19 protein-coding genes are annotated in these 25408 nt (G+C 72.6%); 15 read left to right on the top strand and 4 right to left on the bottom strand.

Annotated elements, in window-relative coordinates:
* The first annotated feature begins 26 nt into the window (after window positions 1-26).
* From FLX08_RS04440 to FLX08_RS04425, 4 genes are all read left to right on the top strand, one after another.
* Window positions 27-1400: a ferredoxin reductase family protein gene (locus FLX08_RS04440; protein WP_244312411.1), complete on the top strand. Its 1374-nt coding sequence runs from the start codon at window positions 27-29 to the stop codon at window positions 1398-1400.
* A gap of 20 nt (window positions 1401-1420) precedes the next feature.
* Window positions 1421-2011, top strand: coding sequence for an FMN-binding protein (locus tag FLX08_RS04435; protein WP_142616902.1), 591 nt, complete (start codon window positions 1421-1423; stop codon window positions 2009-2011).
* Window positions 2008-2745 carry an FAD:protein FMN transferase gene (locus FLX08_RS04430; RefSeq protein WP_244312410.1) on the top strand — a complete coding sequence of 246 codons (738 nt, stop codon included), beginning with the start codon at window positions 2008-2010 and terminating at the stop codon, window positions 2743-2745. Before FLX08_RS04435 ends, FLX08_RS04430 begins: the two co-directional genes overlap by 4 nt.
* 187 nt (window positions 2746-2932) lie before the next feature.
* The gene (locus FLX08_RS04425) at window positions 2933-3769 is read left to right on the top strand and encodes a GNAT family N-acetyltransferase (RefSeq protein WP_167530270.1); all 837 of its coding nucleotides are present in this window, start codon (window positions 2933-2935) and stop codon (window positions 3767-3769) included.
* Window positions 3770-3804: 35 nt separating this feature from the next.
* Here the strand turns inward: FLX08_RS04425 and FLX08_RS04420 are convergent, their stop codons facing one another.
* Window positions 3805-4956 carry an FAD-dependent monooxygenase gene (locus FLX08_RS04420; RefSeq protein WP_142616901.1) on the bottom strand — a complete coding sequence of 384 codons (1152 nt, stop codon included), beginning with the start codon at window positions 4954-4956 and terminating at the stop codon, window positions 3805-3807.
* A 91-nt stretch (window positions 4957-5047) separates the two neighbouring features.
* Between FLX08_RS04420 and FLX08_RS04415 the strand changes: the two genes are divergently transcribed.
* The 3 genes from FLX08_RS04415 to FLX08_RS04405 all read left to right on the top strand — a co-directional run bounded on the left by FLX08_RS04415 (window position 5048) and on the right by FLX08_RS04405 (window position 9730).
* Window positions 5048-5692: a TetR/AcrR family transcriptional regulator gene (locus FLX08_RS04415; protein ID WP_208761256.1), complete on the top strand. Its 645-nt coding sequence runs from the start codon at window positions 5048-5050 to the stop codon at window positions 5690-5692.
* Window positions 5693-5809: 117 nt separating this feature from the next.
* A complete protein-coding gene (locus FLX08_RS04410; protein ID WP_142616899.1) occupies window positions 5810-8845 on the top strand; it encodes a DEAD/DEAH box helicase in 3036 nt (1011 codons plus the stop codon).
* Window positions 8846-9730 (top strand): SWIM zinc finger family protein, encoded by an 885-nt coding sequence (locus tag FLX08_RS04405; protein WP_142616898.1) that lies wholly within the window; start codon window positions 8846-8848, stop codon window positions 9728-9730.
* A 3-nt stretch (window positions 9731-9733) separates the two neighbouring features.
* Here FLX08_RS04405 and FLX08_RS04400 read toward each other — a convergent pair whose 3' ends face one another.
* Both FLX08_RS04400 and FLX08_RS04395 read right to left on the bottom strand, forming a co-directional pair.
* Window positions 9734-10663, bottom strand: a complete 930-nt coding sequence (locus FLX08_RS04400; protein ID WP_142616897.1) for a diacylglycerol/lipid kinase family protein — start codon at window positions 10661-10663, stop codon at window positions 9734-9736.
* A gap of 138 nt (window positions 10664-10801) precedes the next feature.
* Window positions 10802-13558, bottom strand: a complete 2757-nt coding sequence (locus FLX08_RS04395; RefSeq protein WP_142616896.1) for an immune inhibitor A domain-containing protein — start codon at window positions 13556-13558, stop codon at window positions 10802-10804.
* A 197-nt stretch (window positions 13559-13755) separates the two neighbouring features.
* On the opposite strand from FLX08_RS04395, the gene FLX08_RS04390 reads away from it, so the two are divergent.
* From FLX08_RS04390 to FLX08_RS04360, 8 genes are all read left to right on the top strand, one after another.
* A complete protein-coding gene (locus tag FLX08_RS04390) occupies window positions 13756-15096 on the top strand; it encodes an FAD-binding oxidoreductase (RefSeq protein ID WP_244312409.1) in 1341 nt (446 codons plus the stop codon).
* Between the two features lie 50 nt (window positions 15097-15146).
* Window positions 15147-17084, top strand: a complete 1938-nt coding sequence (locus FLX08_RS41190; RefSeq protein WP_208761255.1) for a serine/threonine-protein kinase — start codon at window positions 15147-15149, stop codon at window positions 17082-17084.
* A 126-nt stretch (window positions 17085-17210) separates the two neighbouring features.
* Complete coding sequence (locus tag FLX08_RS04380) at window positions 17211-18809, top strand: acyl-CoA carboxylase subunit beta (protein WP_142616895.1); 1599 nt, start codon at window positions 17211-17213, stop codon at window positions 18807-18809.
* 52 nt (window positions 18810-18861) lie between these two features.
* Complete coding sequence (locus FLX08_RS04375) at window positions 18862-21225, top strand: ATP-binding protein (protein WP_142616894.1); 2364 nt, start codon at window positions 18862-18864, stop codon at window positions 21223-21225.
* Window positions 21222-22022, top strand: a complete 801-nt coding sequence (locus tag FLX08_RS04370) for an enoyl-CoA hydratase-related protein (protein WP_208761254.1) — start codon at window positions 21222-21224, stop codon at window positions 22020-22022. Before FLX08_RS04375 ends, FLX08_RS04370 begins: the two co-directional genes overlap by 4 nt.
* Window positions 22019-23809 carry an acyclic terpene utilization AtuA family protein gene (locus tag FLX08_RS04365; RefSeq protein WP_142616893.1) on the top strand — a complete coding sequence of 597 codons (1791 nt, stop codon included), beginning with the start codon at window positions 22019-22021 and terminating at the stop codon, window positions 23807-23809. Before FLX08_RS04370 ends, FLX08_RS04365 begins: the two co-directional genes overlap by 4 nt.
* Window positions 23810-23849: 40 nt before the next feature.
* Window positions 23850-23981: a hypothetical protein gene (locus tag FLX08_RS42850; protein ID WP_280117088.1), complete on the top strand. Its 132-nt coding sequence runs from the start codon at window positions 23850-23852 to the stop codon at window positions 23979-23981.
* 67 nt (window positions 23982-24048) lie between these two features.
* Window positions 24049-24894: a helix-turn-helix domain-containing protein gene (locus FLX08_RS04360; protein ID WP_142616892.1), complete on the top strand. Its 846-nt coding sequence runs from the start codon at window positions 24049-24051 to the stop codon at window positions 24892-24894.
* 91 nt (window positions 24895-24985) lie between these two features.
* Here the strand turns inward: FLX08_RS04360 and FLX08_RS04355 are convergent.
* Window positions 24986-25408 (bottom strand): ferritin-like domain-containing protein (locus FLX08_RS04355; protein ID WP_208761253.1); only part of this gene is annotated, 423 nt, incomplete at its 5' end.

Raw genomic sequence — 25408 nt, 5'->3', positions numbered from 1 at the left:
CGCGTGATGACGACGAGGAGACACCCGTGACCACCACATTCCCGGGGAGGGCGGTGACGGCCAGGCACGCGCATCGGCGGCGACGGAGCGTGCGCGCCCGCCCCGAGGCCGTCCTGGCGCTCATCGCCGCGGGCGTGGTCGCGGTCGTCGGCATGTGGTGGGCGAACACGCCTGTCGTGGTGGGACTCGACGGCTGGCTGACGAACGCGGGGCGCGTCACCGGGCTGCTCGCCGGATACGCGATCGCCGTGCTGCTGGCGCTGATGGCCCGGGTTCCCGCGCTGGAGCGCGGTGCCGGCTCAGACCGGCTCGCCCGGTGGCACTCGATGGGCGGCCGCTACGTCGTGGGCCTGGCGGTGGCGCACATGCTGCTGACGATCTGGGGCTACGCGCTGACCGACCGCACCGGCGTGGTCGGCGAGACGGTGACGCTGAACCTCACCTATCCCGACGTGCTGAACGCCACCGTCGCGCTGCTGCTCCTGGTGGGCGTCGGCGTCGTCTCCGCCCGCAGGATCCGTCCGAAGCTGCGCTACGAGACGTGGTTCCACCTGCACTTCTACACCTACCTGGCCGCCTGGCTGGCCTTCGGGCACCAGCTCGCCACGGGCGCGGAGTTCGCGGTGGCCCCGGTCGCCCGCGCCTCCTGGCACGCCCTCTATTGGGGCGTCGCGGCGCTGATCGCGTGGTATCGCTTCCTCACGCCCGTACGGCTGGCCGTACGGCACCGCCTGAGAGTCTCCCGGGTGGTGCCGGAGGCTCCGGGGGTCGTCTCCGTGTACGTGACCGGGCGGCGCCTCGACCGGCTGCGGGCCGAGCCCGGCCAGTTCTTCCGCTGGCGGTTCCTGACCAGGGACCTGTGGTGGTCCCCCAACCCCTACTCGCTGTCCGCCCCGCCCGGCGCGGGCGAGATGCGGATCACGGTGAAGGACCTGGGCGACCAGAGCCGCCGTCTCGCCGGCCTGCGGCCCGGCACCCGGGTGCTCGCCGAGGGGCCGTACGGCGCGTTCACCGCCGGCGGGCGCCGGGCGCGCAAGGTGCTGCTCGTCGCGGGCGGCGTCGGCATCACGCCGCTGCGCGCGCTGTTCGAGTCGGTGCCGGCCGCCCCCGGCGACCTGACCCTCCTCTACCGTGCGCGCGACGAACGGCACCTGGTGTTCCGCGCCGAGCTCGAGGAGATCGCCACGGCGCGCGGCGCGACCCTGCACTACTGCGTCGGCCCCCGGGCCCTGATCGGCGACCCTTTCACACCCGCGACGCTCGCCGGGCTGGTGCCCGATCTGACCGATCACGAGGCGTACGTCTGCGGGCCTGCCGAGATGACGAACACCGTCACCGCCGCCCTGCGGGCCGCCGGAGTGCCGAAGCGCCGCATCCACCACGAATCGTTCGAGTTCTGATCGTCCTTGATGGGAGTTCCATGCGCAGAGCCATTCTGGCCGTGCTCGCCACCGCCGTCGGTCTCGTGCTGCTGCTGTCCTTCAAACCGCACGAGGTGACCTCGCTGGCCGAGCGTCCGGCCGCCGTCACCGAGGGCGGTGACGCGGATGACGGCGACCGTGCCCAAAACGGTGCCCAAAACGGGGCCCAAAACGGGGCCCAAAACGGTGTCCAGGGCGACGGGCAGGACGACAGGGAGGACGACGGGGACCGTTTCGGCGAGGGCTCCCCGGACACCTCGGGTTCCGGGTCGGCGTGGACCGGGCAGGGCGCCGCCGCGGGTGCCACCAGCGGTGAGAAGACCGTCACCGGCGACCCCGCCGACACCCGCTGGGGCCCGGTGCAGGTGCAGATCGTGATCTCCGGGGGGAGGCTGGCCGGGATCAAGGTGCCGGTGGCCCCCGCCAACAACCGCCGCGACATAGCGATCAACACCGAGGCGCTGCCGATCCTGAACGAGGAGGCGCTGTCGGCGCGATCCGCCCAGATCGACACGGTCTCCGGCGCCACCTACACCAGCGAGGGCTACATCCGCTCCCTGCAGAGCGCGCTCGACAAGGCCGGCCTGTGACCCGCCACGTCGAGCACGTGATGGGCACCGTCTTCTCCTTCGACGTACGTCACCGCGGCGGACGCCACGACGACGCCGAGACGTACGTGGCGGAGGCGGTGGCCTGGCTGCACCACGTCGACGCGGTCTTCTCGACCTACAAGCCGGACAGCCCGGTCAGCAGGCTGGGCAGGGGTGAGATCGCCCTGGCCGACTGTCCGCCGGAGGTGGCCGGCATCCTCCGCATGTGCGCGTCGGTGACCGACCGGTCCCGCGGATACTTCACCGCCTACCCCGGGGGCCGGCTCGACCCTTCGGGCATCGTCAAGGGATGGGCGGTCGAACGGGCCTCCGCCATGCTGCGCGACGCGGGCGCGCCGGACCACTGCGTGAACGGCGGCGGCGACGTGCGGCTGTCCGGCGCGCCGGACCCCGGCCGTTCCTGGCGGGTCGGCATCGCCCACCCGCTCCGGCCTGGAGACCTGGCCGCCGTGGTGACGGGCGACGACCTCGCCGTGGCCACCTCGGGCACCGCGGAGCGCGGGGCGCACGTCATCGACCCCCACACCGGCAGGCCCGCCGCCGAGCTGGCCTCGGTGACGGTGATCGGGCCGGACCTCGCCCTGGCCGACGCGTACGCCACGGGCGCCCTCGCCATGGGCGGCGCCGCGCGGGAGTGGGTGGAGGAGCTGGACGGCTACGAGGCCTTCGCCGTCACCGCCACCGGCACCACGTGGCGGACGTCCGGCCTCTGAGGGGACGACGCGACGGGCCTCCGGCCGCCGGCTCCCCGGTTCCGTCAGGCGGTGTTCGACGGCCGTGACGGACCGGCGAGGTCCACGGTGCAGCCCGTGGGGGGCGCGGCCGGCGCCTTCGAGTCCGTCGTACCACCCGCGGGCCGCCCTCGGGCAGGCACGAGGCTTCCAGACAGAGGTGACACCCATGACGAACGTGTCAGACGGACCCGGCGAACCGCTCGCGGCGGCCGCGTCCCCGGGCAGCCGTGCCCCGCGCGCCCTGCGGCACCCCGGGAGCATGGCCCGCGTGACCGCCAACTTCCGCCAGTACCTCACCGGCTGGGGCATGGCGGACCGCGGTGAGGGTGACCTCGACTACTTCCGCAGCGGGCTGGCTCAGCCACAGTTCAACGGCGTGGTCCGGGTCCGCTCCCTGGACGCGGTCGAGCGGATCTCCGCCACCGCCCGAGACCGGCTCGCGGGAGTGCCGTGGTGGTGGTGGGTCGGCCCGGACAGCCCCGCGGGCACGGCGTACGCCCTGACCACGCACGGAGCACAGGAACTGACAACGCTCCCCGTGATGGTCAGATCGCTCGACCAGGCTGTGGATCCGATGGATCCGCCGGCCGGCCTGCGGAACGAGGCGGTGACCGATCACGACCGGCTGCCGGAACTGGTACGCACCTACAGCGCTTCCATGGGCGTCGCACCGGACCTCGAACCCGACATCGTGCGGATCGAATCGCAACGCCGGGACAACGCGGACATCGTCCGCCTGGCGGCGGTTCTCGACGACCGTGTGGCCGGGACGGCCACAGTGATCGCAGTCCACGACGTGGCCGGGATCTTCCTCGTCCATGTCGCGGACACGCATCGCCGGCGCGGCATCGGCACAGCACTGACCGCGGCAGCGCTCCGCGTGGGACGCGACCGCGGTGCGCGGCTGGCGGCACTCGCCGCGAGCCCGGCCGGTGAGCCGCTGTACCGGCGATTCGGGTTCGTCGAAGTCGCGCGGTATCGCCTCTTCGCCTTCCCCGCCTAGCGACGTTCGAGTTGTGCCAGGGGCCACGCCCCCGCTCACCAGGCGAGGGCGTGCTTGAGCCGCGTGGCGGCGGCCACGGCAGGCCACAGGCGGGTGGCCAGGTTCCTGGCGAGGATGCCGCCTCGCGTCGCGGGCACCAGGAGTGCCGACGCCTGCGCGACGCCGCGCTGCTTGGGCTCCACCAGGCGCCGGTGCGCCGCCTCGTACGCGCGGAAGGCCGCCGCGGGGTCGCCGGAGTGGACGGCCAGCGCCTCGGCGAGGGTGAACGCCCCCGCCATGGCCAGGGTGGAACCATCCCCGAACAGCGAGACGCAGGACGCGGCGTCGCCGAGGAGCGCGACACGGCCCTTCCACCAGCGGGGCAGGCGCACCTGACTGACGGAGTCGAAGTAGAGGTCGTCGGCGGCGCGTACGTGGCCGAGCAGCTCCGGCGCCCGCCAGGCCACGCCGGCGAAGGCGTCGATCAGCATCCACTTGTGCTGGTCGGTGTCGCGGTGGTCGAAGCCGGGCTCCTCGGGGCTGCGGTAGAGGAAGAACGCGCCCCCGGGCCGGGGATTGACGGCGACCGCCTTGCCGGGCGTGTTGTGCATGAGGATGTCCCGGCCGGCCCCGGCGGCCCCTTCGGGCAGCGGCGTCGTCGCGACGTACAGGCCCATGTGCCGCACGAGCCCGCTCTGCGGCGTCCCCGTCTCCCGGCCGAACGCGAGGCGCCGCGTCACCGAATGGAGGCCGTCGGCCCCGATCACCAGGTCGAAGCGGCGGGGGGCGGCCCGCTCGAAGGTGACGTCCGCCCCGTGCTCGTCCTGGGCGAGCGCCGTGATGGAGTCGTCGAAGAGGAACTCGGCGCGGTCGCGGCTCGCCTCGTAGAGGATCGACGCGAGGTCGCCGCGCGGCACCTCGACCTCGTCCGGCCGCTGCACGGCGCGCATGTCCATCCGGCCGACCCGCCTGCCCGCCGCGTCGACGAAGCCGACCCCCGTGGTGCCGGTGGCGGCCCGGCGCAGCCGGGGCATTAGCCCCATCCGTTCCGCGACGGGGACGGCCGGCCCTCGGACGTCCACCGGGTTGCCGCTGGACCGGAGCCGTCCCCCGCGTTCCACCACCGTGACCCGGAATCCATGCCCGGCCAGCCAGTAGGCCAGCGTCGGCCCCGCGATCCCGGCCCCCGAGATCAGCACTGTGCTCATGACGCACCCCATAACCGGAGGAATTTCCTCCATATAAGCGACGGTATCCTAAGCGGAGGAAAATCGTCCAGATCCTTCTGATGAGGTGGCCGTGGAGAAGGGGCTGCGCGCCGACGCGCGCCGCAACCGGGACCTGATCATCGCCGCGGCCCAGGAGCTGTTCCTGGAAGAGGGCATCGACGTGCCGCTGGAGGAGGTCGCCCGCCGCGCCGGCGTCGGCGTCGGCACGCTCTACCGCCGCTTCCCCGACCGGGACGCGCTGCTCCGGGCGGTGGGCGAGGAGAGCCTCCGCCGCCTGGTGGACCTGGCGGAGACGTCGTGGCACGAGGAGCCGGACGCCTGGCACGCGCTGTGCCGTTTCCTGCGCGGCTCGGTCGCCCTGCGGCTGGGCGTGCTGCCGGCGAAGCTCCAGCCGCATCTGCACCAGCAACTGCGCACCGGCCCCGGCCTGAATGCGATGCGGCAGCGGGTGATCGCCGGCGTCCTGCGCATGGTCGAGCAGGCGCAGGCGGACGGCGCGCTGCGCGCCGACATCGGTCCCGGCGACGTCGCTCTGCTGATGACCCTGAACGTGTACACGCCGCCGGGCATGCACAACGAGCAGGCCATGGAACGCGTGGTGGAGATCATGCTGAACGGCCTGCGCGCCGACGCGCGATCACCCCTCCCCGGAGCCCGGCTCGGCGAGGACGACCTGCGCCACTACATCGCCGTACGGCTCCCGCCCGCCGAGTGACGCCCCGGCGACGACGTTCTCCCGCAGGGGCTGTCGAAGAATCACCCGACCGGCGGCGGAGCGGCCGGGGAGCACCGCCGCCGCTGCTAGCGTTCCGAATTGGCGGGAGGAGACGGTGTGCTGGTGATCCACGCCGCCTGGGACGGCGGGAAACTCGTGCTCTGGGCGGAGCAGACGACCGGGGTGGAGCCTGTGGCCTCCCGCGCCGAGGCGCGTCCCCATCCCTTCGCCGTCCCGGCGAGCACCCTGGCGGCGGAGCTGCCGCGCTGGGGGGACGCCGCGGCCGAGGCGGCGGGCAAGGCCGTGTCCGGCGACGCCGTGCTGCTGCTGCCGAGTTCGGCGACCAGTCCCCTCCCTTCCCCGGAGACCGGCCTGCGGATCACCGCGCGCCGACCGAGGATCAGCCCGTGGCGGGTGCCCGCGCTGCTGGTCGAGCCGGGGCCCGCGCTGCGCCTGCTGACGGAGGCGTTCGAACCGCCGCCCGTCGCCGGGCCGTCCCTGCGCTATCTCGCGGTCGTCGCCGCCCATGCCCGTGACCTGGTGCGGCGTGGCCTGGTGCTGCCCCAGCTCGTCACCGAGGACGGCGGTTACGCGGCGCGCTGGCGGCCGGTGCTGACCGGCGCGCACGCCGACCGCTTCCGCGAGCTCGCCGCCGCCATGCCGCCGGTCTGCCGGGCCGTCGGGCACGAGCGGCCGTCCGCCCATGTGCTGACCGAGGCGCTGGCGGGCCTGGCCGACGCCGCCGTACGGCAGGCGCTGCCGGAACGCCTGCTCGGCGGGCACCGTCCCGGGCTGCGCAGCCCCCTGGCCGACCGGTGGACGGTGGCGCTCACCGGAGACACGGCGGCCCTCCCCGGCGCCCGTGAGGAAGAGGCGGAGGCGCTGGCCCGGCCGCTGGAGGACTGGTTCAAGGCGGCCCACCAGCTCGACGGCCCGGTCAGGGTGTGCTTCCGCCTCGTCGAGCCCCTCCTCGCCGAGGACCAGCCGGATCACGAGACGACCGCCGGCGGCGGGGCGTGGCGGGTCGAGTTCGCTCTCCAGTCGGCCGAGGACCCGAGCCTCTACGTGCCCGCTCCCCTCGTCTGGGCGGGCGAGAGCATGCCCGGCCTGCCTGGACGGCCGGACGAGACGCTGCTCGCCGGGCTTGGCCGGGCGGCCCGTCTCTACCCGAGGATCGACGACGCGCTCCGCGATCCCCGGCCGGCGCACGTCGGCCTCGACGTGGAGGGGGCCTTCCACTTCCTCCGGCACGCCGCGCCCCTCCTGCAGTCGGCCGGCTTCGGCGTGCAACTGCCCGCGTGGGCGGGCCGCACCCGGCTCGGCCTGAAGCTCACCACGCGGTCCCGCTCCGGACCCGGCGCCGCCTCCGACCAGGGGTTCGGGCTGGCGCAGCTCGTGGACTTCCGGGCCGAGCTGGCCGTCGGCGACGAGACGATCAGCGAGGCGGAGCTGGCCGAGCTGGCGCGGCTCAAGGTGCCGCTGGTGCGGCTGCGCGGGCAGTGGGTCGAGCTGGACGCCCGGCAGCTCGGGGCCGCGCTCAAGGCGGTGGAGCGACGCGGCTCCGGTCAGATGACGATCGGCGAGGTCGTCCAGGAGCTGATCCACGGCGGGGACGACGACCTTCCGCTCGTTGAGGTGGACGCTGACGGCCTGCTCGGCGACCTGCTGTCGGGTGAGGCCGACCGCCGCCTCGAACCCGTCGCGACCCCGGCCGCCTTCCACGGCACACTCCGGCCCTATCAGGAACGCGGCCTGGCCTGGCTCAGCTTCATGTCCGAGATCGGGCTCGGCGCCATCCTCGCGGACGACATGGGCTTGGGTAAAACGGCCCAGACGCTATCGCTCCTGGTCAAGGAACGGGAGTCGGGCGAGCGGGCCGGGGCGACGCTGCTGGTGTGCCCGATGTCGCTGCTCAGCAACTGGCAGAAGGAGGCCGCCCGCTTCGCGCCCTCGCTGGACGTCTACCTCCATCACGGCGCGGGCCGCCTGCGTGGCGAGGAACTGGCCGAGCGGGCCGGCGCGGCCGACCTCGTCCTCACGACGTACGGCACGGCGTTACGCGACCGCGACGCCCTGGCCCGGTTCACCTGGGCCCGGGTCGTCTGCGACGAGGCCCAGGCCGTCAAGAACGCCGCCGCCCGGCAGGCCCAGGCGGTGCGCTCGCTGCCCGCGCGGACGCGGCTGGCGCTGACCGGCACCCCGGTCGAGAACCATCTGGCCGAGCTGTGGTCGATCATGGAGTTCTGCAACCCCGGCCTGCTCGGATCGGCGCGGGCCTTCCGCGACCGCTACCAGGAGCCGATCGAACGGCGGGGCGACGAGATGGCGACCGCCGCACTCAAGCGGGCGACCGGCCCGTTCGTGCTCCGGCGCCTCAAGACCGACAAGACGATCATCTCCGACCTCCCGGACAAGATGGAGATGAAGGTCTGGTGCACGCTCACGCCCGAGCAGGCGAGCCTCTACCAGGCGGTCGTCGAGGACATGATGGACAGGATCGCCGGCAGCGAGGGCATCGAGCGGCGCGGGAACGTCCTGGCCGCGATGACCAGGCTCAAGCAGGTGTGCAACCACCCCGCCCATCTGCTCAAGGACGGCTCCCGGCTGTCCGGCAGGTCGGGGAAGCTGGCCCGGCTGGAGGAGCTGGCCGAGGAGATCCTCAGCGAGGGCGACAAGGCACTCGTCTTCACGCAGTACGCCGAGTTCGGCTCGATGCTGCAGCCCTACCTGGCGGCGCGTCTCGACCGCCCGGTGCTGTGGCTGCACGGCGGGCTGCCGAAGAAGACGCGCGACGGGCTGGTGGAGCGGTTCCAGACCGAGAACGAGCCGATGATCTTCCTGCTGTCGCTCAAGGCCGCCGGCACCGGCCTCAACCTCACCGCGGCCAACCACGTCGTGCACGTGGACCGGTGGTGGAACCCCGCCGTGGAGGACCAGGCGACCGACCGGGCGTTCCGCATCGGCCAGACCCGCAACGTGCAGGTCAGGAAGTTCGTCTGCGCAGGGACCCTGGAGGAGCGGATCGACGAGATGATCGAGCGCAAGAAGGCCCTGGCCCAGAGCGTCGTCGGGACGGGCGAGGACTGGATCGCCGCGCTGTCCACGGCGGAGCTGCGCGAGCTGTTCCGCCTGTCCCCCGAGGCGGTGAGCTGAATGCCGGTCGGGCGGGACGGCTGGTTCGAGGCCGCGCGGCCCATCAGGGTCGAGGGCGGCATCAAGGCCCGCTCGAAGCGGGGGACCATCGGCGAGCAGTGGTGGTCGCGCCGGTTCGTCGACATCCTGGAGCGCGTCTGCGACCCGGGCAGGCTGAGCCGGGGCCGCGCGTACGCGCGACGAGGCCAGGTGCTCGGCCTCGACCTCGGTCCTGGCCTGGTGAAGGCCCGGGTGCAGGGCTCGCGGCCGGACCCTTACGACGTGAGCGTGCGCGTCACGGCGTACGGCGAGCGGGAGTGGGCGGGGCTGGTCGATGCGCTGGCCGCGCAGGCCCTCCACCGGGCCAAGCTGCTGGCCGGGGAGATGCCGCACGAGATCGAGCAGGTCTTCGAGGCGTGCGGGCTGCCGTTGTTCCCCGGCGAGCGCGGCCTGGACATGGACTGCTCCTGCCCCGACTGGGGCTTTCCGTGCAAGCACCTGTCGGCGGTGCTCTACCTGCTGGCCGAGGCGTTCGACGACGATCCGTTCCTGGTGCTGGCCTGGCGGGGCATGGCCAGGGAGGCGCTGCTCGACGCCCTCCGCGCCACCGGCGGCGGGCGGAGTCCGGGCGAGCCGGAAGACAGCGAGACAGAGCCGGAAGGCGGCGGGACACCCGGGCTGCTCGGCGTGGCCGACGTCCCGTTCGCCGAGCGGATCGGCGACTTCTACGAGTCCGGCGCCTCGGCGGCCCGCCTCGGCCCGCCGGCCGATCCCGGGTCGCCTCCCGACCTGCTGCTGCGCGCGCTGGACCCGCCGCAGGTCAAGGCCAGGCACATCCCGCTGCTCGACCTGCTGCGACCCGCATACCGGACCCTCGCCGCCTGGGGAGACGAGGAGGCCGAGTAGGGATCAGGTGTCCTCGAAGCTCTGGGGGACCATCACGCGGACGCCGTTCGGGACGGTCGTGAGGATGAGCGGGGTGCGCAGCCGCACCTCGCCGTCGATGTCGGCCGCCATCGGCGGGTCGGTCTCCAGCAGTATCTCCTGGCCGGTCACGAACGGCCCGCCCGCGAGGCTGGTCCACTTGCCGGTGGTCGCCCGCACCAGGGTCTCCCCGAGCAGCCGCAGCCGCTTGCCGGAGCCGAGCTGGTAGGCCACCAGCTTGCGGTTGTCGATGCTGACGTCCCTGGCGATCTGCCAGCCGCCGTGGAAGCGGCCGTTGGCGATGTTGAGCTGGTGGGTCAGCAGTTCGTGGCGCTTGCCGTCCACGGTTAAGTACGCGCGGAAGGGCCGGTGCCGCGGCAGGATCGTCATCGCGGTCAGCGGGTAGGCCGCCCGGCCGAGCATCCGCTTGAGCCACGGCTTGACGGTGCCCGCCACCTCGACGGAGACGCCGAAGCTCGCGAGGTTGGCGAAGGGCCGGTCGCCGCAGATGCCGAGGTCGATGTCGGCCACCTTGCCCTCGGTGAACACGCCGATCGCCCCGGGCAGGTCGAGCGGCAGCCCCAGGCTGCGGGCGAAGTTGTTGGTGGTGCCGAGCGGCAGCACGCCGAGGGCGACGTCGCGGCCCGCCACGTGCCTGACCGAGCTGCTCAGCGTGCCGTCGCCGCCGCCGACCACGAGCAGGTCGGGGCCGGAGTCGAGCGCGCGGGTCATGATGTCGCGCAGCCGCGAGGGGTCGGTCACGGGGTGGACGCCGGTGAGCCGGAAGTCCCGCTCCTTCAGCAGCCGCAGCACCTCGGCGTAGTGGCGGCGGCCCCGCCGTGACTTGGTGTTCACCACGACCGCGGCCTTCCGCTCCCGGTGGATGGCCGCCGTGTGATCCGCCTTGCTCCGCACCCTCACATGCTAGGGGCCGCCGCGGCCGGGCGCGCGTGCCCGCAATAACCGTGCCCGGCATGAGTGTGCCCGGCATGAGTGTGCCCGGCGGCCGTCCGGAGCGGACGGCGGCCGGGCACGGGGACCACCTGGTGGTGGTTACTTCTTGGCCGGGGTCACCTGGATGATCGCGGCCAGGTTGGCCGGCAGCGGGCTGATCAGCTTGATCTGCACGCCGAGCTGCTTGCCCTCGTCGCCGGGGTTGCCGGAGCCGAGGATCGGTCCGCCGATGTCGGTGCCGTACAGCTCCTTCGCAGGGGTGCCGTCCGCGTGGACGATCCTGGTCGAGTACGGCTGGTTGTCCTTGGACGGGACGACCGCCGAGGAGTCACGCTGGCGGTAGTACAGGCTGCCGTCGTCGTGAATCTCCAGGCCGGGGTACCAGCCCTTGGCGTCCGTGAACGCCTTCACCGCGGCCTGCTTGCCGAACGAGGTGCAGTACTCGGTGAACGGCTCGCCCTCGACGCACTCCTTGAACGGGTAGGTGCCGGCGAAGTTGAACGCCGCGTTGGACGACTGCGGACGGGACGGCAGGTTCTTCAGCACGCTCGGGTCGTGCGCGGCCGCCGCACCCGTACGGCGCAGCGGGTCGAAGTGCGAGTCCACGATGAGCAGCTCGCCCTTCGGGCCCACCGACGGCAGGTCGAACGTGCGACCCGAGACGTCGTTGTTCGACACCGAGGTGTCGCGGTACCAGACGAGCAGGCCGGGGGCGTTGTACTTGACCTTCTCGACCTTCCAGGCGCCGTCATGCGACCAGGTCGTGTCGTAGGCGTACTCCAGGCCCTTGTCGAACCCGTCGAAGTTGCGCCACTCGGCGAGGTAGTACTGCGCCGCCTGCTCCTGGCCGGGGTGGATGACCCAGCCGGCGCCGCTGGTGTCGGTGAACGTGCCCGTGGTGGCCGTCCAGCCGTTGGCGCCGCCCTCGACGTCGTCGGTCCAGACCGCGGTGGCGCCGTTGTTCAGCGAGAAGTCGTCGTTGAACCAGCCGCGCTGCACGGACGCCGCGTCCGTGGCGTAGCGCAGGCGGATCTGGACGGACGTCCCCGCGAACGGGGCGAGGTCGACGTACAGGTGGTGCCAGCCGCCGCTCTCACCGGTGAGGCCGTACTTCTTGTTGCCGTAGTCCTTCAGGCGGCCGTTGGGGTCGGTGTAGTCGTCGCCGGTGGTGGCGAGGCTGCCGTCCTCGTTGTAGATCTTCTGCTCGGTCCAGGTGGCGCCGCCGTCGGTGGAGATCTCGAAGAAGCCGAAGTCCCAGTCGGCCTCGATGCCCCAGTCGCTCCACCACCAGAACTTCGCGTCCGCCCCGGCCGGGACGTCGACGGTCCTGCTCAGCTTGTTGTCGGCCCAGTCCTGGTCGCTGTTGGACCACCACAGGTTCGACCCGCTGTGCGGGGTGGACATGATGTTCTGCTTGTCCGGCAGGTTGATCCGGACGCCGTCCTCGGTGCCCTTCGGCGTGCGCGACGTCTGGCCGACCGTCACGAGCTGGTTCTTGCCGCCCGGCTCGATGACCTTCGGGTTGGCCCAGCCGAGCACCCACTTGTCCCACAGGCCCATGTGGGTGGGCAGGGACTGGAAGATCGGCCCGGAGTGCGAGCCGCTCGACATCAGGTCCCAGAAGTCGACGTCGGAGTCGCCCTGGCCGGTGGTGTCGTACAGGTCCGGCAGGCCGAGGTCGTGGCCGTACTCGTGGGCGAACACGCCCACCCCGGCGTCCTCGGGCTGGAGGATGTAGTTGGAGATCTTCACGTTCGTGCCCGGCACCGTGTAGCCGCCGGCCACGTCGCTGGAGTGGGCCCACAGGGAGAGCGTGCCCTCGGCGCCGCCGCCGCCCGACTTGTCCTCACCGGCGTGGATCAGCACGAGGTGGTCGACGACGCCGTCGGGCTCGTCGAAGTTGCCGTCGCCGTCGGCGTCGGAGGTGTCCTCGACGTCGTAGTCGGCCCACGGGAAGTTCGGGTTCGACTTCACGAGCGCGTCGACCGCGTCGACCGCGAGCTGGGCGGCGCCGCGTGGGTTGTCCGGGTGGCCGGTCATGTCCTGCGGGTAGGTGTGGCACTTGCCCGCGCCGTACCACGCCTCGGAGTGCGGCACCTTGAGCCAGCCGACGGCCTGACCGGTGACGGTGTAGGCCCCCTTCGACATCTCCTCGTACATGTTCTTCATGGTCGAGCCGGAGATGTCGATGCCCTTCTTGCCGTCCCGGGGGTCCTTCAGGTCCGGACGGACCCGGGTCGTGATCCCCTTGGAGGTGTAGAGCATGTTGTTGTAATGGGCCGTGTTGAAGTCGGCCACCCACATGGAGTTGTTGTCCTTGCCCCCGCCGCCGGCCGTGGCGGGGTTGGGGATCGTGTTGTGCAGCGGGCCGTTCAGCTTGGTGCCCGGCGGCTCGGTGATGCAGTCGTCGACGTCGTCGATCGTCCTCGGGTGCGACCAGCCGGAGAAGTCGTCGTTGGCCTGGTCGTTGAACTCGACCAGCAGCGTGAGGAGCTTGGCGGTCCGGGTCGTCTTCGCCTTCTTGTAGATGAAGTCGAAGGGGTTCTTCCCGGTCTTGATCGCCTGCTTCTCGTGCTTGGCCAGCACCCGCGCCGCGACCGGGTTGCCGCTCGCGAACTTGTGGTCGATCGCCCGCGCCAGCGCGGCGGTGCGCTTGGCGCCCTGGGACGGGACCTTCTCCTCGGTGGTGGTGAAGTCGCCCTGGACGCGCGGTGGCGCGTAGTTGATGTAGTGGTCCTTGGCGGAGGGCTGATAGCCCGCCGTGGGCGCCGCAGCCGCACCGGCCGCGGCCAGACCTCCTGCCGCCAGCCCGAGCGCGGGCACGATCGCGGCGAGACGCCGGATTCTTCTGGACAACGAGATCCCTTCCCGTCCGGGTTCCCCGGACACCCATGCGCAGCGCGCCGGGATGAGCGCGCATGCGGGACCTTAAACGAGGGGGTAAAGGGCGGGTAAAGAGCGATCCGGCATGGTTGTCAAAATGTGATCTGTACCGAAAACCGTTAATAATTCCGGATGGGACCTGATACCGAACTGTGCCGTAAAGTCCAGACGTGAACGAGCTGACCTCCGCGCTCGCCGCGGCGCTGCCGGACGGGCGAGTCCTCACCGATCCCGACGTCGTCGACTCGTACGCCAGGGACCGCACCTTCGTGCCGCCGGGCAGGCCGCTCGGCGTGGTGCTCGCGCAGTCGCGCGACGACGTCGTGGCCACGATGCGCTGGGCGACGCAGCATCGCGTGCCGGTGGTCCCGCGCGGCGCGGGCACCGGGCTCGCCGGCGGGGCGACGGCCGTCGACGGCTGCGTCGTCCTGTCCCTCGCCCGGATGACCGCGATCCGTGAGCTGTCGCCGCAGGACGAGATCGCGGTCGTGGAGCCCGGCGTCATCACCGCCGACCTCGACCGGGCGGCCCGCGAGCACGGCCTGATGTACGCCCCCGACCCCTCGTCGTACGAGATCTCGACGATCGGCGGCAACCTGGCGACCAACGCGGGCGGCCTGCGGTGCGTGAAGTATGGCGTGACCCGCGACTCGACGCTGGGGCTCGAGGTCGTCCTGGCGGACGGGCGGGTGCTGAACACCGGCCGCCGCACCATGAAGGGTGTGGCCGGATATGACCTGACCGGCCTGTTCGTCGGCTCGGAGGGCACGCTCGGCGTGATCACGGCCGCGACCGTGCGGCTGCGGCGGGCCCCGGGCGAGCTGGCCACGGTCGCCGCCGAGTTCACCTCGCTGCGCGACGCCGCCGCGGCCGTGTCGGCGATCGTCGCCGCGGGCTGCCAGCCGTCGATGCTCGAACTCATGGACCGCACGACGCTGCAGGCCATCGACGACTGGAAGAACATCGGGCTGGAGCCGTCCACCAGGGCGATGCTCATCGCCCAGGCCGAGGGCTCGGCGGACGAGATGGCCGCGCTCTGCGGCGCCGCGTCTTTCGTGGCGGTGTCGTCCACGCCGGAGGAGGCCGCCGAGCTGATCGGCGTCAGGCGCCTGGCCTACCAGGCCAAGGAGCGGCTGGGCCAGTGCCTCGTGGAGGACGTGTGCGTGCCCCGCTCGGTGCTCCCCGAGATGATCACCGCGATCGAGGAGGCCGCGGCCCGGCACGGCGTGCTGATCGCGACCGTCGCCCACGCGGGGGACGGCAACGTGCACCCGGTGTTCGTGTTCGACCGCGGCCTCGCCGAGCCGCCGGACGAGGTCTGGGCCGCGGCCGACGAGGTCTTCCGCGCCGCGCTCGACCTGGGCGGCACGCTCACCGGCGAACACGGCGTCGGCCTGCTGAAAAAGCGCTGGCTCGGCCTCGAAACCGGCCCGGTGGCCGCCGAACTGCACCGGGGCATCAAGCAGGTGTTCGACCCTCTGAACATCCTCAACCCCGGTAAGGCCATCTGACCACTGGTAGCGTTTGGTGCCATTGTCAGTTTGCGTGGTAATCGGGGGCGATGGTGGCGTTAGAGGCTGGGGATCCCGACCGCCTGGGCCCGTTCACGCTCGTCGACCGGCTCGGTGAAGGCGGCCAGGGAGTCGTCTTCCTCGGGCGCGGGCCGGCGGGCGAGCAGGTCGCGGTCAAGTTGCTGCACACCCGTCTGACGGCCGACCCGGAGGCGCGGGAGCGGTTCCTGCGCGAGGTCGCGCTGGCGCAGCGGGTCGCGCCCTTCTGCACGGCCCCCGTGCTGTACGCCGACCTCGCCGGCAATCAGCCGTTCATCGTCAGCGAGTTCGTGCCCGGGCCTTCGCTGCGGCAGCTCGTCGACCGGGAGGGGCCGCGCCGGGGCGCCGCGCTCGAACGGCTCGCCATCAGCACGGCGACGGCGCTGGCCGCCATCCACCGGGCGGGCATCACCCATCGCGACTTCAAGCCGGCCAACGTCCTGATGGGGCCCGAGGGCCCGGTCGTCATCGACTTCGGGGTCGCCAGGGCGCCCGACTCGCCCCAGTCCACCGCGACCGGCGCGTCCATCGGCACGCCCGCCTACCTGGCCCCCGAGGTGCTCTCCGGCGGCACCGCGGGCGCGTCCGCCGACATGTTCGCCTGGGGCGTCACGATGGTGTTCGCCGCCACCGGCAGGCCCGCCTTCGGCGCGGACTCGATCCCCTCGGTGATCACCCGGATCCTGAACGCCCAGCCCGACCTGGGCGACCTCGCGGCGCCGCTGCGGGACATCGTCGCCGCGTGCCTGTCGAAGGACCCCGCGCTGCGTCCCTCGGCCGAGGACGTGGTCGCGCGGCTCACCGGGCAGCCCACCGTGCCCGTACGGCACGCCGCCGCCCCGCAGGCGCCGGGACCGTACGCGACCGGGCCGCAGGCGCCCCCACCGGGACCGCAGGGCGCCGCACCCCACGCTCCCGTGCCGGGACCGCACGCACCGGGAACACAACCGGGACCACACGCACCGGGACCGCACGCACCGGGACCGCACGCGGCCGGACCTCATGCACCCGGACCTCAGGCACCCGGACCGCATGCACCCGGACCTCATGCACACGGGTCGCGGGGTGCCGGAGCGCCCGCGCCGCCCGGATCGCCCGCGCGGCGCGGGCCCGGCTCCGACGGGTCGCGACCACGGCGGCCGGTGCTGACGTGGACGGCGGCCGCGGTCGGGGTGTCGGCCCTCGCGGCGGCGGCCTTCCTCGTGCCGACGTGGGTGTCCGCCCAGCAGATCTCGTCCGAGGACGCCCTCGGCCCCACCCCCTCGCCCACCGTGACGGAGTCCCAGGACGTCGAGGTGCCCGTCCCGCAGCCGTCCGAGCCGGTCACCGAACCCACGCGGCCGAAGGACCGCAAGCCCTCGCCGACTCCCTCGGCACACCGGCAGAGCGTGGCACCGAAGCCGGGCGCCACCCCGGCGCGCACCCGCCAGGCGCGGCCGTCGCCCTCCCGCACGGCCCGGGCCCAGGTCAAGCCCAGCGACAAGGCCACCACGCCGACGCAGACCAACCCGCTGCCCGCCCAGACCACCCCCGCGCCGTCGAAGACCACCGCGGCGCCCAAACCCACCGCGACGAAGACCACCGCGGCGCCCAAGCCCACTGCGACGAAGACCGCGGCACCCAAGCCCAACCCGTACACCGCCGCGGGCGTGTGCGGGAGCGGCTACGGCGTCGTCGACTCGCACTCCTACGGCTCGGCGACGACATACCTGCTCTACAACGCGTCCAACGGCTACAACTGTGTGATCACGATGTCCAAGTACGTCGTGCCAGGGAAGATCAAGATGAGCGCGGTGCTCAAGGTCCAGGGCGGGTCGTCGAAGACCGACTCCGGCAGCTACACGACCTACGCCGGGCCGGTCCGCCTGCCGGCGAAGAGCAAGTGCGTCATCTGGGGCGGCGGCTACGGCAGCACCTCCTGGAGCAGCGCGTGGTCGCACTGTTCCTGATCCCGAAACCACATGGCCTGATCCCGAAGCCACCGGGGCCGGTCAGGAGGCCGGGCCCGGCTCGTTGACGTGACGGCGGCTCACCACGGAGGATCATCAGGTGACAGAACTCGGTTCGGTGGTGCGATGACGGTGCTCGTGAGCCGGCTGGACAGCTCCAGCGGCGAGTACGGCACGCGGCGCGAGGCCATGCTGGCGAAGCTCGCCGAGCTGGAGGCCGAGCACGCCAAGGCCGTCGCCGGAGGCGGGCCCAAATATGTCGAACGGCACCGGGAGCGCGGCAAGCTGCTCCCCCGCGAGCGCATCGAACTGCTCGTCGACCCCGACTCGCCGTTCCTGGAGCTGTCGCCGCTGGCGGCCTGGGGCACCGAGTATCCCGTCGGCGCGAGCGTCGTCACCGGCATCGGGGTGATCGAGGGCGTCGAGTGCGTCGTCACCGCCAACGACCCGACCGTGCGCGGCGGCGCGTCCAATCCCTGGACGCTGCGCAAGACCCTGCGGGCCGCCGAGATCGCGCTGCGCAACCGCATGCCGTACGTGAACCTGGTGGAGTCGGGCGGCGCGGACCTGCCGTCGCAGAAGGACATCTTCATCCCCGGCGGCCAGGTGTTCCGCGACCTGACCCGGCTGTCGGCCGAGGGGATCCCGACGATCACGCTGGTCTTCGGCAACGCCACGGCCGGTGGGGCGTACGTGCCGGGCCTGAGCGACCACGTCGTGATGGTGCGGGAGCGGGCCAAGGTGTTCCTCGGCGGCCCGCCGCTGGTGAAGATGGCCACCGGCGAGGAGTCCGACGACGAGTCGCTGGGCGGCGCGGAGATGCACGCGCGGACCTCCGGGCTGGCCGACCATCTCGCGGCCGACGAGTACGACGCGCTGCGCATCGGCCGTCGCATCGTGCGGCGGCTCGACTGGCGCAAGGCCGGGAACGTTCCCGCGTCCGGCTACGCGGATCCGCTGTACGACGAGGACGAGTTGCTGGGGATCGTGCCGGAGGACCTGAAGGTCCCCTTCGACCCCCGCGAGGTCCTGGCCCGGGTGGTGGACGGCAGCGACTTCGACGAGTTCAAGCCGCTCTACGGGCCGAGCCTGGTCACCGGGTGGGCGAGCGTCCACGGCCACCCGGTCGGGGTCCTCGCCAACGCCAGCGGCGTGCTGTTCGGGGCGGAGTCGCAGAAGGCGGCCCAGTTCATCCAGCTCGCCGACCAGACGCGTACGCCGCTGGTCTTCCTGCAGAACACCACGGGGTACATGGTCGGCAGGGACTACGAGCAGAGCGGCATCATCAAGCACGGCGCGCTGATGATCAACGCGGTGGCCAACTCGACCGTGCCGCACATCACGATCGTCATGGGCGCCTCCTACGGCGCGGGCAACTACGGCATGTGCGGGCGGGCCTACGACCCCCGCTTCCTGTTCAGCTGGCCGAGCGCGAAGTCGGCCGTCATGGGCCCGGCCCAGCTCGCGGGCGTCATGTCGATCGTGGGCCGGGCCGCCGCGCAGGCGCGGGGGCAGGCGTACGACGAGGAGGCCGACGCGGCGATGCGTGCCGCGGTCGAGGCGCAGATCGAGTCGGAGTCGGCGGCGTTCTTCCTGTCCGGCCGCCTGTACGACGACGGGGTCATCGACCCCCGCGACACCCGTACGGTGCTCGGGCTGTGCCTGTCGGCGGTGGCGGGAGCGCCGGACCCGGGCCGGGCCGGCTACGGCGTCTTCCGGATGTGACCGGCATGGTCAACGGCACGATGCTCATGAAGATCGACGGGGGTGAGGGGTCATGATCGGGCGACTGCTGGTCGCGAACCGCGGGGAGATCGCCCGCCGGGTCTTCCGCACCTGCCGCGAGCTGGGGATCGAGACCGTCGCCGTCTTCACCGACGCCGACGCGTCCGCCCCGCACACCGCCGAGGCCGACCAGGCCGTACGGCTGGGCGCCCCCCTGGCGTACCTCGACCCGGAGCGGATCGTCGAGGCGGCCCGCAGGTCGGGCGCCGACGCGATCCATCCCGGGTATGGCTTCCTGTCGGAGAACGCCGGTTTCGCCCGCGCCGTGCTGGACGCCGGGCTGACCTGGATCGGCCCCTCCCCCGAGGCCGTCGCCGCGATGGGCAAGAAGATCGAGGCGAAGGCGCTGATGGAGGAGGCCGGGGTGCCGGTCCTGCCGACCATTCCGCTCTCCCCGGACGCCCCCGTGAAGCTGACCGGTCCCGTGCTGGTCAAGGCGTCGGCGGGCGGCGGCGGGCGCGGCATGCGGGTGGTGCGCGATCCGGCCGATCTCGCCGGGGCCGTCGAGTCGGCCCGGAGGGAGGCGCTGTCGGCCTTCGGCGACGGCACGCTGTTCGCCGAGCCCCTGCTGGAGGGCGCCCGCCACATCGAGGTGCAGATCCTCGCCGACGCCCACGGCACGGTCTGGGCGCTCGGCGAGCGCGAGTGTTCGATCCAGCGCCGCCACCAGAAGGTGATCGAGGAGGCCCCCTCCCCCGCGGTCGGTCCCGAACTGCGCCGCGAGCTGAGCGACGCGGCGATCCGGGCCGCACGCGCGATCGGCTACCAGGGCGCCGGCACCGTCGAGTTCCTGCTGTCGGACGAGGGCTTCTTCTTCCTGGAGATGAACACCCGCCTCCAGGTGGAGCACCCGGTCACCGAGAGCGTCTACGGGGTCGACCTGGTGCGGCTGCAGATCGAGGTGGCCGAGGGCGCCCACCTCGCCGCACTGCCGCCGAGCCCGGTCGGTCACGCGATCGAGGCCCGCCTGTACGCGGAGGACTCCGCGGGCCGCCCGCAGAGCGGCGTGCTGCGCCGTTTCGAGATCCCCGGCGTGGACGGCGAGTTCGGGCACGGGGCACGGCTGCGGCTCGACTCGGGCGTGACGTCCGGCACCGAGGTGGGCGTCCACTACGACCCGATGCTCGCCAAGGTCGTCTCGTACGGCCGCGACCGGGCGGAGGCGGCCCGGCGGCTGGCGGACGCGCTCGCGCGGGCGCGGATCCACGGGCTGACGACCAACCGCGACCTGCTCGTGGGAGTGCTGCGGCACCCGGACTTCCTGTCCGGGGCGCTCGACACCGGTTTCCTCGGCCGGCATCCCGCACCGGCCCCGCTCGCCGGTCCCGAGGCCGTACGGCTGTCCGCGCTCGCGGCGGCGCTCGCCGGAGCGGCGGCCAACCGCGCCGCCGCCCGCCACCACGGCGTGCTGGGCGGTCTGCCGAGCGGCTGGCGCAACGTCCCCTCCCAGTCGCAGCGCGCGGCATTCGACGCCGAGGACGGCGGACGCGTGGAGGTCGCCTACCGGCTGACCAGGGACGGGCTGCGGGCCGAGGGATTCGACGACGTCACGCTCGTGGCGGCGGAACCCGGCCGGGTGGTGCTGGAGACGGCGGGCCTGCGGCGCACCTTCGAGGTGGCCGCCTACCCCGAGGCGCACCCCGGCGTGGTGCATGTCGACTCCCCGCTCGGTCCGGTGCGGCTCACCCCGGTCACGCGGCTGCCCGAGCCGGCCGCGAGCGTGACGCCGGGGGCGCTGCCCGCCCCGATGCCGGGTACGGTCCTGCGCGTCGAGGTCAAGCCCGGTGACGTGGTCGAGGCCGGGCAGCCGGTGGTCGTGCTGGAGGCGATGAAGATGGAGCACCTGATCGTGTCTCCCGCCTCGGGCACGGTGGCCGCGCTGCACGTGATGCCGGGCACGCAGGTCGAGGCGGGCGTGCCGCTCGCCGTGATCGAGCCGTCGCCGCCGCAGGAACCGGACGGCGGCGCACGGACGGAGGGTCCCCCGACAGCGCCGGCAGCGGAGACAGGGGTGGACACAGGAGCGGCGACCGGCCCGCTGATCGGTGCGGTGACCGACCCCGTGATGGGTGCGGGTCCGGATCCGGGTCTCGGCGAACGTTCCGGCGCGGAAGGCCTCCCGGAGACGCAGCCGGAGACGCAGCCGGGGACGCAGCCCGAGACGCAGCCGGAGACCGGCGCAGGGACCGGCCCGGAAACAGGCCCGGAAGCCGGCCCAGAAGGCGGCCCAGAAGGCGGTGCTGAGATGGGCGGCCAGATCAGCGGGCAGATCGGCGAACAGATCAGCGGCCCGCTCGGCAGTCCGATCGGCAGTCCGATCGGCGCGGATCGGGGCGGGGAGGCGACGCAGCCGTGAGCGAACCCCAGGACGTGCTGGTACGCCGCGAGCAGGCGGGCGGCGTGGCCACGATCACGCTCGACTCGCCGCACAACCGCAACGCCCTGTCGTCCCGGCTGCTGCGGCAGCTCGACGACGCCCTGTCCTGGGCGCTCGACGAGCCCGCCGTACGGGTCATCGTGCTGACCGGCACGGGACCGGTGTTCTGCGCGGGCGCCGACCTGAAGGAGCAGCGCGGCGGAGGGGCGCCGGTCACCGCGTCGTTCCCCGACGTCATGCTGCGGATCTGGGAGAGCCCGAAGCCCGTCGTGTGCCGCCTGAACGGCACGGCGCGAGCGGGCGGCCTCGGCCTGGTGGCGGCCTGCGACTTCGCCGTCGCCCCGGCGACCGCGTCGTTCGCCTTCACCGAGGTGCGGCTCGGGGTGGTCCCCGCCATGATCGCGGTCACCTGCCTGCGCCGCCTGGAGCCCCGGGCCGCTGCGGAGTATTTCCTCACGGGCGAGGTCTTCACCGCCGGACGCGCGGTGGAGATCGGCCTGCTGACCCGGGCCGTCCCGGAGGAGGACCTGGACGCGACCGTGGCCCACTACACCGGCATGCTGCTGCGCGGCGGCCCCGAGGCCCTGGCGATCACCAAGCGGCTCGTGCGGGAGGTGCCGCAACTGCCGGTCGAGGAGGGGTTCCGCGCGATGGCCGCGCTGTCCGCGGAGCGCTTCACCTCCGCGGAGGGGCAGGAGGGCATCCGGGCCTTCGCCGAGAAGCGGCCCGCCGCCTGGGTCCCCGCCGACGCTCCGGCCACGGAAGCCGGGCGATGACGGAACAGGCCGGGCGGCCGGGGCCGATCCGGATCGCGAACTGCGGCGGCTTCTACGGCGACCGGCTGTCGGCCGCCAAGGAGATGGTCGAGGGCGGGCCGATCGACGTTCTGACGGGCGACTGGCTGGCCGAGCTCACCATGTCGATCCTCGCCGGCAACCGGCTCAAGGGCCGCCCCGGCTACGCGCGTACGTTCCTGACCCAGATGGAGCAGGTCCTCGGCACCTGCCTCGACGGGGGCGTCAAAGTCGTCGCCAACGCGGGCGGCCTCGATCCGGCCGGATGCGCGGAGGCGGTCTCGGCCCTGGCCGACCGGCTCGGGCTGCGCGCGGCCGTCGCCCACGTCACCGGCGACGACCTCATGCCGCTCGCCGAACCGCCGGTCAACGCGGACACCGGCGAGACCCTTCGGGCGGCCCCGCTGACCGCCAACGCCTACCTCGGCGGCCGGCCGATCGCCGTGGCGCTGGAGCACGGCGCCGATGTCGTCATGACCGGGCGGGTCACCGACGCGGCGCTGGTCACCGGGCCCGGCATGTGGTGGTTCGGCTGGGACCCTGGCGACCTCGATGCGCTGGCCGGTTCCGTCGTCGCCGGGCACGTGATCGAGTGCGGCTGCCAGGCGACCGGCGGCAACTACGCCTTCTTCGAGGAGGTGCCGGACCTCGCCCACTGCGGCTTCCCGATCGCGGAGCTGTACGCCGACGGGTCGAGCGTGATCACCAAACACCCCGGCACCGGCGGGCTGGTCTCGACCGGGACCGTGACCGCGCAACTGCTGTACGAGATCGCCTCGCCCCGCTATCTCGGGCCCGACGTGACCGCGAGGTTCGACACCATCCTCCTGGAGCAGGAGGGCCCCGACCGGGTCAGGATCACGGGCGTGCGCGGCGAGCCCCCGCCGGACACGCTGAAGGTCGCCGTCACCTACCTCGGCGGCTACCGCAACACGATGACGCTCGTGCTGACCGGCCTCGACATCGCGGCCAAAGCCCGCATCGCGCAGGAGGCGATCTGGGCGCGCGTCCCCCGCGAGTCGTTCGAGCAGGTCCACGTGGAGCTGACCCGCCTCGGCGTTGGCGGCGAATCCGGTTCCCGGGGCAGCGGGCATGGGGAGGCGAGCCGCCGCGACGACGCAGGGACGGCGTTGCTGCGGATCACGGTCATGGACTCCGACCCGCGCAAGGCGGGGCGGGCGTTCTCCTCCGCCGTGGTGGAGACCGGCCTGGCGAGCTATCCCGGTTTCTACGGCCTGACGCCGCCCGGCGACGCCTCCCCCTACGGGGTCTACTGGCCCTCGTCGGTCGACGCGCGGGCCGTGCTCCCGGTGGTGACCGTGGACGGAGTCCGCGTCGAGGTGCCGCACACCCCGCCGTCCGGTCCGCTGCTGGGCGAGCAGGCGGGCGGGCCGCCCGCCGAGGCGCCCGGCGACGCGGTTCCGCCGTACGCCGGGGATCTCGAGGCCGGTGCGGTCATGCCGCTCGGCAGGGTCGCCGGCGCCCGCTCGGGCGACAAGGGCGGCGACGCCAACCTCGGCGTCTGGGTGCGCGACCCCGCACGCTATCCGTGGCTCGCGGCGTTCCTGACCGCGGAGCGGCTCAGGGAACTGCTGCCGGAGGTCGGCGACCTGCCGATCGAACGGTTCGCACTGCCGAACCTGAACGCGCTGAACTTCGTCGTCCACGGGCTCCTGGGCCGGGGCGTGGCCGCCAGCCCGCTCCTCGACGCCCAGGCGAAGGCGCTCGGCGAGCGTCTTCGCGCTGTATACGTGCCCATTCCCCCATGACTAGGATTGCGCCGATCGCCGTCAATCGGAAGAAAAGGACATGCGATTGCGCTTTCTCGGCTCCACCTCGGAGGCGGGGGCCTGCCCCTCCCTCTACGAGACCGACCGCGGCACGATAGTCGTCCAGGGCCTGGAGGTCGTGGACCGCGAGGCCCGCGCCGATCACGAGTGAGCGCTTCCCTCTGGCATGATCCGGCGTGCCGGGTCTACCTTGAACCGCACCACGGCCGGAGGTGGGCATGAGCGGTTTCCATCAGGCCCGCATGGACCTGGGAGCCCAGCTACGCCGGTTGCGGGAGAACGCCCGCCTGTCCGGAAAGGATCTCGCCGAGCGGCTGCGCTGGCAGCCGTCGAAGGTCTCGCGCATCGAGAACGCCCGCCAGACCGCCACCGAGGACGACGTGGCCGCATGGGGGAAGGCCGTGGAGGCCGACGCGGAGACCATCGACAACCTGATCCGGCAGGCCGCCGGCCTGCTGGAGCGGCACGACTCCTGGCGGCAGCGGAACAGGAACGGCCTCGCCGCGCTGCAGGAGGACGTCCGCGACCTGGAGGCGCGCACCCGGCTGTTCCGGGCCTTCGAGCCGGGCGTGGTGATCGGCCTGCTGCAGACCACCGAGTACGCCAGGCACGTCTTCGGCAAGGTCAGGCGGGTGTACGAGTACACCGACGACGTCGACGACGCGATCCGCGTCCGCATGCGGCGTCAGGAGATCCTGTACGACCCCGCACGGCGGTTCCGGTTCGTCATGCCCGAGGCGGTGCTGCGTTATCGGCTCGCGCCCTCCGACGTGATGCGCGGCCAGCTCGACCGGCTGATCGCGGTGACCACGCTGCCGAACGTGGAGTTCGGGCTGCTGCCGTTCGAGTCGCAGCTGCCGTCCGCGCTGATGAACTCGTTCTGGATCTACGACGAATGCCTGGTCGGGGTGGCGACCAGCACGAGGGACCTGCTGCTCCGCGACGTCGAGGACGTAGCCTTCTACACCCAGGCGTTCGAGGAGTTCTGCAAGGTGGCGGCCTTCCACGACGACGCGAGGGCCCTGATCGTGCGCGCCCTCGACGACTACGCCCGCCCGCGCTGACCTCGCCGCCCGTGCATCGGCGCCCGGATGCGGGAGGCCGCGGCCAGGCCCGAGCCGCGACGTCCCGCCTCACTCCGCGTGCCGCCGTCCGTCACTTCCCCAGGGCGGTCTGCAGGTCCATGACATGGTCCTGCGTCTGCTGCAGCAGCGGGCGCAGCGCTTCGGCCACGTCGCTCAGGCCGAGATCCTGCGCCTGCTCGACGCGCTCGCGGTAGCGGCGCAGCTGCTCCTGCTCCAGCTCCAGGTCGAGCCGGAGGGCGTCGGCGCCGTCGGTCGCCACCGGCACCTCGGGAACGCGGACGCTCGGGACGCCGCCGAGGAAGTCGATCTGCCCGGCCAGCGTGCTCGCGTGGTCGAGCTCCTGACCGAGGTGCTGCCTGAGCTCCTCGATGATCGACAGATACTCCGCCCCCTTGATGGTGGCCGTGTGCTGCACGTACTGCACGATCGAGCGATATTCGCTCTCCAGGTCCTCGTTGAGCAGGGCGATGAAGCCCTCCGTGTCCATGGGAGT

Origin of the sequence: Microbispora hainanensis, assembly GCF_006874475.1 — a bacterium.
GTDB classification, from domain to species: domain Bacteria; phylum Actinomycetota; class Actinomycetes; order Streptosporangiales; family Streptosporangiaceae; genus Microbispora; species Microbispora hainanensis.
This window is presented reverse-complemented; position numbering and strand designations above follow the sequence as displayed.